The sequence below is a fragment of the Flammeovirga aprica JL-4 genome, from assembly GCF_012844305.1.
GTDB classification, from domain to species: Bacteria; Bacteroidota; Bacteroidia; order Cytophagales; family Flammeovirgaceae; genus Flammeovirga; species Flammeovirga aprica.
In genome coordinates, this window is sequence record NZ_JABANE010000007.1 from 47,005 (window position 1) to 61,802 (window position 14,798).

Annotated in this window: 7 protein-coding genes; 4 read left to right on the plus strand and 3 right to left on the minus strand. The window is 35.0% G+C overall.

Translation table 11 applies throughout. The annotated features are described in order from the left end of the window. Positions 1 to 116 precede the first annotated feature (116 nt). Genes HHU12_RS03745 through HHU12_RS03755 form a run of 3 tightly spaced genes read right to left on the minus strand, consistent with a single transcriptional unit; the run spans position 117 to position 4,459 of the window. Entirely contained in the window at positions 117 to 770 is a 654-nt protein-coding gene (locus tag HHU12_RS03745; RefSeq protein WP_169655140.1) for a bifunctional nuclease family protein, read from the minus strand. A 49-nt stretch (positions 771 to 819) separates the two neighbouring features. Then, positions 820 to 1,992, minus strand: a complete 1,173-nt coding sequence (locus HHU12_RS03750; RefSeq protein ID WP_169655142.1) for an NTP transferase domain-containing protein — start codon at positions 1,990 to 1,992, stop codon at positions 820 to 822. A 40-nt stretch (positions 1,993 to 2,032) separates the two neighbouring features. Beyond that, positions 2,033 to 4,459, minus strand: a complete 2,427-nt coding sequence (locus HHU12_RS03755) for a TonB-dependent receptor (protein WP_169655144.1) — start codon at positions 4,457 to 4,459, stop codon at positions 2,033 to 2,035. Between the two features lie 189 nt (positions 4,460 to 4,648). Here HHU12_RS03755 and HHU12_RS03760 point away from each other — a divergent pair, with 189 nt between their 5' ends. The 4 genes from HHU12_RS03760 to HHU12_RS03775 all read left to right on the plus strand — a co-directional run bounded on the left by HHU12_RS03760 (position 4,649) and on the right by HHU12_RS03775 (position 14,798). After that, on the plus strand, positions 4,649 to 5,071 hold the full coding sequence (locus HHU12_RS03760; protein ID WP_169655146.1) for a DUF7832 domain-containing protein: 423 nt from the start codon (positions 4,649 to 4,651) through the stop codon (positions 5,069 to 5,071). 130 nt (positions 5,072 to 5,201) lie between these two features. After that, a complete protein-coding gene (locus HHU12_RS35780) occupies positions 5,202 to 10,484 on the plus strand; it encodes a translocation/assembly module TamB domain-containing protein (RefSeq protein WP_449401692.1) in 5,283 nt (1,760 codons plus the stop codon). Next, positions 10,474 to 12,786 (plus strand): translocation and assembly module lipoprotein TamL, encoded by a 2,313-nt coding sequence (gene tamL, locus HHU12_RS03770; protein WP_169655150.1) that lies wholly within the window; start codon positions 10,474 to 10,476, stop codon positions 12,784 to 12,786. The genes HHU12_RS35780 and tamL overlap by 11 nt, the downstream gene beginning before the upstream one ends. A gap of 401 nt (positions 12,787 to 13,187) precedes the next feature. Then, positions 13,188 to 14,798, plus strand: a complete 1,611-nt coding sequence (locus tag HHU12_RS03775) for an ABC1 kinase family protein (protein WP_169655152.1) — start codon at positions 13,188 to 13,190, stop codon at positions 14,796 to 14,798.

Below are 14,798 nucleotides of genomic sequence, written 5' to 3' on the forward strand. Positions count from 1 at the left end.
TTTTACCCTTTAGACTAAGAGTCTTTTAAAAAGAAAAATGTATTAAAAATAAAAAGACAGTATCGGAATAAATCTGATACTGTCTTTTTTATATGTAATCAATATTATATTGACTCTTATTGTCTCTTTGAAATTTCGTCTCTCAGCTGTGCTGCTTTCATGTAGTCCTCTTCTTCAAGTGCTTTTTGAAGCAATTTATTCAATTGCTCTAAGGAAGTTTCAGATAAATCACCACTAGCAGACTCTGCGATAGCACTAGTTTCCTCTTCATCTTCAACGCCTTCAAAATCTTCGATTTCAAGATCGTCTTCTTCCTCTAAATCATCATCAATATGATCTACTTCATCCTGCTCTAATTCTTCTACTTGTATACCTGCTTCACCCATTATGTTTTCATAAGCATAAATAGGAGCATTAAAACGGATTCCGATCGCCACAGCATCTGAAGGTCGTGAATCTAATACTATTTCCTCTCCATCAGCAGTGATGATATGAATATCAGCATAAAAAACACCTTCTTTCAAATTAGAAATCTGTATATGATTGATAGATGCTCCTAATTTCAAGGCGAAGTTTTTAAACAAGTCATGAGTCATTGGTCTGTTAGATGAAATCTTTTCAATTTCCAATGCAATAGCTTGTGCTTCAAACATACCAATAATGATTGGCAGTCTTCTATTTCCATGTTTCTCTCCAAGTACTAGAGCAAAAGAACCATGCGAAGTATGGCTAGCTGATAGCCCTAATATTTCTAATCTTACTTTATTCAAGACGCTTTTTATTAATTTCTACACAAATCTAAACATTCTTGGCAAAAATCTAAATTGAATTTTGCTGACTTAGCTGTTTTATCGCAATATCTAGCTCATCCATGGTGTCAACTTCACTTAAAGTTTGTTCAGAAAGCGGAGCAATCAATTTAATATTGGCATCTTCAATGACCTCTCTTAAACTATTTTTCCCAAATGCTAAAGACTGAAGCAATAGGAGGTACGCTCTCGGTTCCCAAATACCAAGCAGAGGTTGAGGGTCTCCAGTATTCGTTGATTTATATAAAGTAGCCACCTTCGTAGGATCTCTTTGCTCAATTAAATGCATAATTGTTTTGTCATCTACAAAAGGCAGATCGACAGCTACCGTAATCCAAGCCGCATTAGGATTGCTTCTGAAAGCGGTAAGCAAGGCACCAAAAGGTCCTAAATTCATAAATGTATCAGGAAGTAAGTTCAATTGATCTGAGAAAGTATCTACCTGATCAGGTCGGCAAGACATATAAGAAATGTTTGTATACTTCGACAATATTTCTTTCATATGAAAACGTTGCTCTCGACCATGATAGTTGATCTTTGCTTTATCTTTCCCGCCCATTCTTTTACTTCTACCGCCAGCTAGCAACAATCCATTGATCTGTCCAACATCCGCTCTGATACGGCCTTCAATTACTTGGCAGATATGATGAATTTTTTCAATAGGGAATGCTGGTTTCTGAAGTATGTTATGAATACGTTCATGTAAGATTTCAGGAATATCATCTTCTGTAGTGCCATCTGCATAAATGATACAAAGCACATTGCTCAATCTGCTGATTTTTCGGCTGAGCTTTGATGTATTTTCCTTATCAATAATAAGAATCTGCTTAGAAGCCTTAAAGTGGTTTCCATTAATGAATGCCACGTCCACATCATTCAAAGCAACATGTCTGTCATTTACGCTTAAAGCTTTCTTATAATCAACTCTTGAAAACGTAATTTTATCTATAATTTCAACTCTTGATTTATGAGATAAGGAAGTTTGGGAGTCCACACCTAATTCTTTCTCAAGTTCAGAGAATTGATGATCACAATCGATGTAACCAATATTCCAATTTTTAGATAAACTCTCTGTCAGCCTAAAAATCAACTCTTTTATTTTACTAGAAGAAGTACCTAAAAAAGCAACTTCAGTTCTGCAAAACCTTCCAACTTTTGGACGTACTAAATCATTTCCCTGCATAAGATCTTCGGTTTATTCTATGTAAAGTTACAAACATTGATTAGAGGTGCAAAATCATTTTCACGTTGAAAAATCTTTGCGATAATGTATTCGGTACTGCATATTGTGTACCATCAAAAGTAGAAACCCATGTATGTGATATAACATTATTATTCCCCAGAACATTTAATATTTCAACTCCTAATGAAATGTTTTTCAAAAACTCTTCACTTGGATTTTCTACTTGTTTATTCAATGCAATTATTTTTTGGAAACCCACATCCAATCGCATATAATCATTTCCGCCACTAAATGAATTTCTCAATTCTGGATTATTTGGCGGGCCAAAAGGAAGGCCAGACCCATACATAAACCTTAAATTCATTCTCATAGTTGGGTTATTTGGCAAGTGATCCTGGAAGAACATCGTAAATGTCACTCTTTGATCAGTAGGCCTTCTTATATAACCTCGAGGATCTCCATCTACTTTTTCCTTCGTACTCATCACACTCAAACCTACCCATGATTGTGTTCCTGGAATAAATTCGCCACTCAATCTTGTATCGATACCCATAGCAAAAGCCTCCGCTTCATTTTCTCCGGAATAACGGATTCGGATATTATCCACATCATAAGGAACAACGTTCCACATCTTTTTATAATAGACCTCTGAGATCAATTTAAATGGTCGGCCCCAATGTTCAAAATTGTAGTCAACACCACCTATAAAGTGCATGGAACCTTGGGCTTTTAAATCCAGATTCAGAGTGCCATCAGGTCGTCTCATTTCTCTGTAAAAAGGTGGCTGATAATAAACACCTGTTGCAAAAGAGAAAATCACATCATTTTCCCATTCTGGTCTGAAAGCATATTGTAAACGTGGGCTAACATTCACTTCTTGATTGATAGACCAATACGTACCCCTTAAACCGACAGTTATTCTGTGCAGATCATTAGGAGAGAGGTAAGTACTTTGAAGATAAGCAGAATAACGCTGAGATGAAATATCATTGACTGCTTTTAATTGATCTTCGACTGCTATTACATAATCCGCAGAGTCCTTTACTTTATATTCGTTCAGATTATCTTCAATATCTTCAAACTTCACTTGAAACCCTAATTCAGATTTCCAGAAGTGATTATGTTCATATTCGTTTCGGTTTTCAACAATAAACACGTTTCCCTTTAGGGTATTTCTTGAGTATTGAAATTCTCCACCCAAACCTTTCTCTGTTACATTTCCATTGATACCTCCTAAGTCTTCCAAATCACTGATTCTATAACCACTTTCCAAATTACTTCTTTCACGTTCTTGAGTGATCATAGCAGAAGTAATAAGGTTACTTGTCAGTTTTGAATTGAAATGATGAATCAATTTTAAGCCACCCTGGAAGGTATCATAATCCAATTGTTCTTTTCCTTGAAACGCAATTGTCAGATTATTAATTCCTTCACCCGTTTGGAAGTTGGTGCTCCTAGTTGAAGGGAAAACGCTATATCTGTTGGCTCCATAAGACAAAATTGCATCAATATAAGTCTTGCCATATTTTTCTTTACCTGAAATGTCAAAACTCAAATAAGACTGTACATCACCAAACCTAGGTTTATATTCTCCCTGTGTCTGCAACGTACTTAACAGGTATTCAGTCGATTTATAACGTGCTCCAATAATAGCTGAATGCTTTTTATTTTTTGATGCCCCTTCCAATGTTAGTGAGCCACCAAGGAGTGATGCTTCTAGCGTACCTCCAAAATCTACAGGCTTTTTATACCTTATATTCAAAGAAGAAGAAAGCTTATCACCATACTTTGCCTCCCAGCCACCAGAAGAAAATTCAATATCTTCCACCATATTGGTATTGACAAAGCTCAATCCTTCTTGCTGTCCTGCTCTTGCTATAAATGGCCTGTAAATTTCTATATTGTTGACATACACCAAGTTCTCATCAAAACTACCACCACGTACTGAATAATCAGAGGACAACTCATTGTTAGAGGCAATACCCAAAGCACCCGAAGCTACTAATTGCTGTGTAAATTCTCCGTAACCGACTGGTATTTCCCTGAGATCTTCTCCCTTTACAAAAACGATACTTGGCTTATCCCTTAGTTCCTTTTGCTCTTTATTTCCAGAAATCTCAACTTCCTTCAAACGGTAAATTTGTTTGAATAACCTTGCATCCAATGTTTTTATCTCATTTTCAGTCAATCTTATCTCGAAGGCTCTAGGAGAGAAGTTGGGATGTGAAAAGAAAACCGTGATGGTTGAATCAGACGGTAATGTAAGTATGTAACCTCCTTTTTCGTTGGTCAAATAGAAGTTCTGCTTGTTTTTGCCTTCTTGAACTATTGCTGATCGAATTGGGTTTCCTACTGAATCAATCAGGACTCCTCTTAAAGTAGCTGTCTGAGCCGTAGAATTTTGATGAATCCCTATAAAAAATACGAATAATAGTGAACAGAAGGATAGACTAAGTTTTTTAAACATAGTTGCAAAAAACGGTATTAAAAAATTGCTATACTTTAAATAAAGTACATCTAAAAATTAATCTAATTTAATGAAATTAAAATCTAGTTTACGTTTTGCACGTAATTTATCTAAAAAGTTAAGTAATTTTTGCTTTTTATATTTATATTAAATCTGCGAAACTAACTTTAATTACTAAAAAGGTAGATAATGAATAGCAATATTGTAGATAATGTAAGGAATTATTTTGGTTCAAGTTTCCCTGATGAAGTGGCGTTAGATCAGGCTTATCTTCATATGGGTGTATTCATGGGTTGGGTAATCAAAAATGATTTCTACAGTGATGACTATGAAGATGAATACGGCGCTCAGATAATACACTTCATGAACAATGAAATCTCTCCAATTATTTTGGCAGAAACGTTGGACGGGATCATTGACTACTCTCTTTTCAGAGAAACTTTAAAGCCGTTTGTCAGAACATACTATGGAGGCGGTCAGTATTTAGCTGATTATCAACATACACTTTCTGATGGGCTGAATTCTATGTTTCATGTTAAAGACAGCTGGGAGAATTTTGATGCTATGAAAAGTGTGATTTCTGATAGATATCAGGACTGGCTTTCTTCTTAATCCCTCATTTTTTTTATCTATTTTTTTAGAATACTTTTTTATTTCACCGTTTAAATTGGGTCTACTTCTAATATTTAAGTAATTTTATATTTAAATTTTAAAAACAGATCACAATTTCCTCTATTCGATAATGAAAGGAACTTTCAAGCGGATATTTTTTGGTATTCTTCTTTTATTCATAATTCTTTTAGGCTCAGTTTATGGCATATTAAGAGTGCCATATATTCAAAACCTCGTCATTCAAAAAGTCACTTCTTATGTTTCTGAAAAGACAAACAGTGATTTCAAAGTAGGTTATATTGCTCTAAATTTCCCAAAATCTTTAGTGATTGAAGACATTTCATTGGTTACACCAAAGAATGAAGTGCTTTTCTCTGCTCAAGAATTGGAAGTTGATATTGATTTTGAAACATTTTCATTAGAAAAAATTATTCTTGATGAAGTTGCTTTAAAAGGATTCAATTCTACAATAATTGTAGACAAAAACGAAAAATTCAATTTTGATTATTTACTGGAAGCCTTCGCTTCAGGAGAAGAGGAAGAAGTAGTAGAAGATACTACAGCTTCAGCTCCTTTACCAGAAATAGTTATTCATTCTATTCTAATTGAAAATACTACTTTCAATTATATTGATAGTGTTTTAAACTTAACATCTGAAGTTGAAATTGGAAGGGCAGAAACTTCTATTCCTCAAATTGACCTTAATAATAGTGTTTACGATATTGAATACTTTGGTTTAAGTAACTCAAAGGTCAATTATACACAGTTCGGGCCAATGCCTGTCAGTGAAGAAGCTCCTGAGTCTGATGATAAAAATGCTGAAAGCACTCCTTTTATTTTGAAACTAAAGAAAGGGCAGATTTCAAATTTCTCTCTTCAGTACAATGAAAATGTGATTAACGAGAAAGCTCTCATTCAAATAGGTCTTTATGAAATCAATGATCATTTATTTGATTTAGAGAAAACCATCATTTCAATTGAAAATAATAAATTAGCCAACACCTACATAGAGTATGCAATGGTTTCCGATACTACAAAAGTGGAAGAGCCTTATGTAAAACCAAAACTGACAAGGTTGAACTCTTTAGATTTAGGCTGGAATATCGATATCAAGGAGACTCAAATCGAAAAATTGTCTTTAAAATATGATGATAATCTTTATGAGCCTGTTACGGCAGGTTTAGACCCTAGTCATATTTATTTCCAACAAATTGATAATACGGTTAACAATCTTGTCATTGATGATGAGAAAATAGATTTAGAAGTCTTTTCATTTTACTTAAAAGAGAAAAGTGGTTTCAAAGTCAACAATCTCAGATCTGATGTTTCCATCAAGCCAAGAAGCTTAAAGGTGAATAATCTATTATTAGAACTAAATAATAGTTTTATTCAAAATGACCTTTACCTGAGTTACCCCAACTTATTTCTGATAGGGGATTATCCAGAAGAATTGTATTTCAAAAACTCCTTAAAGAAAGCACATATTGCCTTTAGTGATGCTACAGTATTTGATCCTTCACTAAAAGCGGATACACTCATACAGCCTTTCTTAGCACATGATTTAGATTTAAAGACTGATGTTGAAGGTGATTTATCAAAAATGACCATTGATAATACACAACTCTCAACTTCACTCGGAATAAGTACTTACTTTAAAATGGATCTAGCCAATGTGATGTCTGATGATTCATTGAGCTACAGTATGAGTATTGATTCTTTACAATTCTACACTCCACCATTGCTAGACATATTTTTAGATTCAGCAATGCAAGAGGATTTCAGAATCCCTCGTAGAATTCAAGGTAATATAGGTGCTCAAGGTGGACTAACACATGTCACCACTCAATCGCAAATCAATATTTTTGACAACGGTTATTTCACGCTGAATTTTGACCTCAAAAACGAGGACGAATATTCTCTAAAAACAAAAACGTACAATTTAGATGTCGGCAGAATTCTTAAAGATTTAACGATAGGAAAAATAAGTACTGATTTTAGTTTAAGAGGAAAGGGTTTTGATGTTGAAAAAGATCTTCTTGCTGAACTGTCATTTGAACTTCAGAAAGCAGAATACAATGAGTATGATTACAAAGGTCTTTCTATGCATATGAACATTGATAGACAATCTGCAAAATGGAAAGCGAATGCGGATCGTGAAGCAATGAATTTCGACCTTACGGGAAGTGTAGATATGAATAAAGAAATCCCTACAGCTTCAGTTAACGGTAAGGTAAATGTGATTGACCTTTATGCACTGAATCTATATGAAGATACGCTTTCCTTTGGGATGGATATAGAATCAAACACCATTGGTTTTGATATTGAAAATCTTAATTCTACACTCAACTTGAATAAAATCTACTTTATACAAGACAAGGATAGACATGATGTCAGTTTTGTAAGGTCCCATGTTGAATTAGACAGTACACACTTTTTTGTAAATCTAGAATCTGAAGCTGTCACTGCTCGTGTCGAATCTGACGTAACACTTGATAGCATTTCAGTAATGATAGAACGTTACTTCTCCCAATTTTTATCTTCAAGGCAAATGATTGGTCAGATACCTCCATCCAAAGGAAATCTGAATGGATATGTTGAAATTAAAGATAGCGAACTGCTGACAAATGGAACAATTCGAGATCTTGACAGCTTAGAGTTTAAACAGTGTGAATTCCATTTCAATGCAGCAGCTAACACCTTCGATTTTGATTTAGATATTCCAAAATTAGCCTATGCAGATTATCATTTAGATTCTATTTATACGAATGTGCATGCCAATACGGAGAGATTAAAATATGATTTAGGTTTTCACCGTTTCTTGATGCTGGGCTTTGAAGACTACGCCGTACATCATTGGAACTTTGGAGGTGATGCTTCAAACAATCATTTATCATTTAAGACCGAAGGTTTCAGTGAAGGATATGAAAAGCAATGGCTGTATTTGGGTGGACACCTTCAATTAGACACGACTACATACAGGTTTAACCTGGAAGACAAGATCATTGTCAACGATGAACATTGGGCTGTCAATAAAGACAATTACATACTTTCTGATGGCGACATGCCGTATGTCAATAATTTACATATCAGCAAGGGAAAACAGCTGATCAAATTAGAGACCACGCAGTATGATGAAAAGGACACTGTCTATACTTTCCAAATCAATCAATTTTCTCTTGACTCTGCAACTTACAATGCTCAAACTGATACGTCTGTAATCAATGGAGAAATTAATGCTTTAGTCAATATTGGAAACCTTCATAATGGCGGTGATTTGAAAGCGGATTTATCAGTAGACGATTTTGGTTTCTTCGATCATATTTTAGCCAACATAAAAAATACGGCATCCAATACAAGAAATAGAGATATTTATGAGAATAAAGCAAGTATAAAAGGAGCCATAGGTGATATTTCATCAGAAGCAACTTACAATATGGTAGACAGTATCTCACCACTTGATCTTTCACTTGATATCAAAGAATTAGATATTGCTTCTTTTGAAAAATTTGCAAAAGGCTATGCTTCTAATTTGAGTGGAGGATTTCATGGAGACATTGAGGTGAAAGGATTAGGCAAAGCCCCTTTGAATGTAGACGGTGAGATCTTAATGAATGAGCCTTCTTTTAAAGTAGATCTTTTGAATATCAGTCTTACGGGTATTGACGGAAGTATGGTTTTTGACAATTCCGGTATTCATTTTAATCAGTTTGGTTTTAAAGATGATGAAGGACACTTAGCCGTCTTGAAAGGAGATATTGAAACAGAGAATTATGAAGATTTCAATTTCAACTTAAAATTCTCTGCTGATGATATCACTTTAATCAATTCTACGTCGAAAGATAATCCTGAATACTTTGGAAAATTGATTGTAGGTAACTTGACTAAAATTAAAGGTCCACTAGATCATCTATTAATCGATTCTGATGTCAGAATCAGTAGAGGAACAGACCTTACTTATGTGTATATGGACGGAGGTGTTGGAGACGTTGATACAGGAGAAGATATTATTAATTTCGTTGAAAAAGGAGATACTACAGTTGTAAGATCTAAAGGAGATAATTACGAGGTGACTGCAACAATTCATATTGATGAACAATCCATCTTTAGAGTTGTGATCGATCCAAGGGCTGGTGATGCACTTACTTTGGTAGGTGGTGGTACACTCAACGTAAGAATGGATGCTGGTGATGATATGGTGATGTCAGGACAGTACACAATTACTGAAGGTGATTACTCTATGACATTCTATCAGCTGATGAATAAAAAACTGAAGCTAAAGAAAGGCAGTAGTGTACTTTGGACGGGTGATCCTTATAATCCCCAAGCAAATATGACAGCCATTTATGAAGCGTCCACCTCTCCATATCCGCTTGTTGCAAATCAGATCGAACAGGCCGAGGCCAATCAATACAAGGCAAAGAGAAAATTTATAGTTTATATGAATATGAATGGGGATGTCATCAAACCAGAACTTTCATTTAAACTAGAATATCCAGAAGGAAGTCAAGGTGGAGATAAAATTGCATCAGCGGTTGAAAATCTGAATCAAGATGAATCTCAAGTAAACAAACAGGTTTTCGCATTGCTCATACTAGGAACATTTTTAAATGATGCTGGTGGTGAAGGAGCAAGCACATCTGATATGGTGGCGGGTTCTGTTAGTTCCATTATCAGTCAACAATTGAATAATGTTACAGACAACCTTACTGGAGGTTTTGTTGATGTAGACTTTGACTTGGATTCTTATTCACAATCTTCCAAAGGTCAACAAAGCAATCGAACTGATGTTGGAGTAACGCTGAAAAAGACATTATTCAATGACAGACTAAGTGTTTCTGTGGGTGGTAAAATGGCTGTAAATGGTAATGATGCAAATAACAATAGTAACTCCAACAGCTTCAATACCGATTTCCTATTGGAATATAAACTACTGAACGATGGAACTTTGAAGAATAGATTATTCAGATCTATTGATGCTCAATATTTTACACCTGATGTATTTAAAACAGGCGTTTCTATTGTATTCACCAAAGAATACAACAACAGTAAAGAACTGTTTGTAAAGAACCTTGACAAGAAAAAAGACATCAGAAAAAGAATGGGTATGATCAAAAGATCAAATTCAGGTGGTGGAATGATGAAAGCGGCAGACCCTGATAGCACTTCAAACGGCGGTGGAATGAAACCTGCTAATACTGGAATGAGACCTGCCCATAAAGATACTGTTGTGGTGGACTCTTCAGCAATTATGATACAGCAGGATAGCACTGTAAATAAAGAGGTAGAAGACACCTCATCGGATCCAGTTGGAGAACAAAAAACACCTGTAGATAAATCGAACTTCATTCATTTATTTATCCCTAATCAAAAAAACGAAACTACGATAATATCATTGGCTCAAAATGATGAATAAAATATTTTTTAATATATCACTTGTCTTATTTCTAGCACTAAACAGTTGCAGTATCACAAAATACATTGAAGAAGACAAAGCTTTTTATACAGGAGCAACAATCGCTTACCATACTGATACAGTAGAGGTTGATGGAGATTTAAAATACTCACTTCAAGAAGTGGCTGAAACTACCTCTCCCAATTCAAAATCAGGAGCATGGTATTATTACAGAGGTGAAAATGCAAAGCGTCCAAAAGGGTTGAAAAAATGGATGGCTAAGACATTTGGCGATAAACCCGTCTATTATGACGATAATGTAATGCAGAAAACAGCCGATCTTATAGAGAATACTTTGAATAACAATGGCTACTTTGATGCTCAGGTGTCTTACAAAAGAAAGAATGATAAAAAGGCAAAATCTGCAAGTGTAAACTATGATGTTTATGTAAAAAAGACACCTTATCGTCTGGATAGCATTTCATGGGAAATGGATGGTAATACTCCACTCAACGAGCATGTGCTTTCCATCAAGGACCAATCAGCATTGGTTGCTGGAGAAAGATATAGTCTTGACAAATTCAGAGAAGAAAGAATAAGAATCAACAATGCATTAAAGGATTCTGGCTTTTACTTTTTCAGCTCTAATTATTTGATGTTTGATCTTGATAGTACTAAAGGGGATCAGTCTATTGATGTGAAAGCTTATTTCAAGGAAATGCCTCAGAAAACTAAAAAGCTTTACACCATAGATTCTGTATTATTACAACCTGATTTTGATCTTGATGGGCTGAATGCTTCGAAAAGGAAACAACGAATTATCGAAATTGATTCAGGTATTATTTTCAAGGGAGATCCAATCAACCTAAAACCAAAAATCCTAGAGGAAACACTGCAAACAAGAACAGGGGATATTTATTCAAGACATAAACACCAAGCTTCTTTAAGACAATTTTCAGGCTTAGGTGTATTTAAGTATGTCAATATGGAATTCACTCCAAAACCTACGGAAGATCCTAATTATGGAAAATTGAATGTCAACACAAAAATGTCTCAAGTGACATTACATGCTATTTCTACTGAATTAGCGATGTCAACTTGGTCAACTGGATATTCTGGACCTGAGTTAGATATTACCTGGAAAAACAGAAACACTTTTGGAGGTGCTGAAAGACTTTCTATTACTGGTTTCACGGGTATTCAAACACAATTTGGAGGAAAGGGAAATGGTATTGACGCCATCGCATGGTATGGTATTGATGCAAAATTGTCAATTCCAAGAGTAATAGCACCAATAGATGTGCATCCAGGTGGTGATTTCTATATTCCTTATACCAACTTTGGAATTGGTTTCAAGAGGTATCACTTTTTACCGAAATACACCCTTAACTACTTCAATACTTCATACGGTTTTGACTGGAGAACCAATGAAAATATCAAACATACTTTGAACCCCGTTGCTATTAGTTACCAAGCGACAGGGTCTACAGATAGCACCACAATCGGACAAGCTTTCCCTTCACTAAAAGAGACATTTAGAAATCAGTTTATTTTAGGGTCAAATTATACTTTTGAGTACGCACCAACTTGGGATAAAAAGAAGAATTGGGGAAGTTTTTATTATAAAGGAGATATTGCCCTTTCAGGTAACTTATGGTATGCTGCAATGCAAGCCTTTGGTGGAGATAAAAACCCTGAAACAGGTCAATATGAGATATTCGGAAGCCCGTTCTCTCAATATTTTCGTTTTACAAATGACTTCAGATTCTTCTTTAGAACCTCTAAAAAAGGTTCTCTAGCCAATCGATTAGTGATCGGTTATAGTAGACCTTGGGGTAACTCCACAGCCTTACCTTTCGTTCAGCAATATTTTGTCGGTGGACCAAACAGTATCAGGGCATTCAAGACAAGGACACTCGGTCCAGGTAGCTATGACCCAAGTACGAATGAAGACAGTGATGGACAGAACTCAGGTTTTGGTGAGCAAGCAGGTGATTTGAAACTAGAAGGAAGCGTGGAATATCGTTATGATTTACATCAATACCTTAAATTGGCTGCATTTGTTGATTACGGAAATGTCTGGTTAGCGAATAAAAATGAGGCTTTGCCTGGTGGTGAGTTCAAAATGGAGAATCTGATCAATGAACTAGCGGTAGGAGCAGGAGTTGGTCTTAGAGTTGATGTGCAATTTTTTGTGTTACGTTTTGATTTTGCCGTTCCTGTAAAAGTTCCTTATGTTCCTGAAGATGGAGATCAATGGGTAATTAAGAAAACTAAATTCAGTGATATTGTATTCAATTTAGCGATAGGGTATCCTTTCTAATTTGAAAAGCTTAAATTAAAGAAGTATTCATTCACTTTTGATTTTATTCATCTACTATTCTTTTTCAATTTTTTATTCATTTCTCTGATTAAAATTTGAAGCATATAATTGTAGTAGTAGTTCTTATACCTTATTTTTGATAAGAACGCTAACGAATTGAGCATAATTCTAGTTCTTGGTTATTATTTGTGAGACAATCCAAAAAAAGCTATAATAGTAGATCTATTTCAAGCTTATTAAAAGAAGTAATGCTATTTTGCTGAAGTAGTTCTAAAAGGATAAATATATTTTTAACTTCAGATCCTAATTATTTTAATACTTAAGATTTGTATACTTTTTAATTGATGTTTTTTTCAACCAAAGTCAAAAATTTTCAACGACTTCAAGAAATCATTAAAATCTTGCTGAAGTATGGATTTGAAGATGTTGTTTCTACCACATCCTTAAGTAGGTTTGTACCTATTGAGGATTGGAAAAGAAATAACAGACCTGTATTAAAATTCAGCAGATCTGAACGTATACGAATGGTAATTGAAGATCTGGGGCCCACCTTTGTAAAGTTTGCTCAAACATTAAGTAACCGCCCGGACCTTCTTCCTCAAGACCTTATTGAAGAGTTACAAAAACTCCAAGACAACGTAGCTCCTTTTTCTGAAGAGGAAGCAATGGCTATTGTGGAGAAAGAAACGGGAATGAATCTTAACGATTTTGTTTCGTTTTTTGATAATAAACCATTGGGAGCGGCAAGTATTGGGCAGGTGCATAGAGCTCGTTTGAAGACAGGGCAGGACGTTGTTTTAAAAATACAAAGACCTGGTGCAAGAGAACAAATTCATACTGATCTACGATTGCTTCGCGAATTTGTAAAACACACCAAACACTTTTTTGAACGTTACGGTATCCTTAATCCTGATGAGATTATTGAGACTTTTGAGGAATCTATCGTCAATGAACTAGATTATACCATTGAGGCAAAAAATATTGTTCAATTCAGAAATGCACACAAGAACAATGATAAGCTTCATATCCCATATGCGTATTTAGAATACACCACCAAAAAACTCCTTGTGATGGAGTATGTGAGTGGCTGTAAAATTACCGATAAAAGAACCATTGAATCTTGGGGCCTAGATGTTAAACAAGTTGCTCTAAATGGGCTCCATCTTTATTTAGACCAAATTTTCAATCAAGGGTACTTTCATGCAGACCCACATCCAGGTAACGTTTTAGTAAGACCTGATGGCAAAATCATTTTGATTGACTTCGGAATGATCGGCAGACTAACCAAGTATCAGAGGTATAGTTTTGCCAATTTCCTTACTTCAATGGGACATGGTGATGCAAGAGGGATGGCGATGCACCTCCGAAGAATTTCAAAAGAATCAGATGCTGAAGATTTAAGAGTACTGGAACAAGACTTAAGTGAATTGGTGGATCGCTATATAATCCATACATCAGATGCTACTTTAGCAGATATCACTGGAACACTCCAAGAAATCATCTATAAGCATCACTTGGCTGTTCCTGGTTCAATTTTTATGATTCTAAGAGCATTGGCTATACTAGAGGGTATATGCAATGTGTTATGGCCATCATTAGAGACTTTACCGGAGATTGAGCCTTATGGTAAAAAACTGGCTCAAGAACAGTTTTCAATCAAGAATCTCAGTTCAGATTTTTATTATTCCTTCTATCAGATTTCTTCATTGATTTACAACTTACCCATGGAGGTAAAGTCTATTTTGAAGAAAACACGTACGGGGAAACTTTCTATCAACATTGAGCACAAAGGATTAGAGCCACTTACAAAACAGATTTCAGAATCATCATCCAACCTCAATATTGTGTTGTTGATTCTTGGATTATTGATTTCTTCATCTATTGTGATGACTTCTCCGCTCACTTATTTACAAAGAAACTCAATGGGTATGCCAATGGTAAGTACAATAGGCTATTCATTGTCACTAATATTAATGTTTTACCTTTTAATTAAACCGAAAAGTAAAAAATAA

Bases quoted from the DNA above. Each gene is read 5' to 3' on its own strand.
- HHU12_RS03750 (WP_169655142.1), bottom strand. From the start codon at position 1,992: ATGCAGGGAAATGATTTAGTACGTCCAAAAGTTGGAAGGTTTTGCAGA.
- HHU12_RS03755 (WP_169655144.1), bottom strand. From the start codon at position 4,459: ATGTTTAAAAAACTTAGTCTATCCTTCTGTTCACTATTATTCGTATTT.
- HHU12_RS03760 (WP_169655146.1), top strand. From the start codon at position 4,649: ATGAATAGCAATATTGTAGATAATGTAAGGAATTATTTTGGTTCAAGT.
- HHU12_RS35780 (WP_449401692.1), top strand. From the start codon at position 5,202: ATGAAAGGAACTTTCAAGCGGATATTTTTTGGTATTCTTCTTTTATTC.
- tamL (WP_169655150.1), top strand. From the start codon at position 10,474: ATGATGAATAAAATATTTTTTAATATATCACTTGTCTTATTTCTAGCA.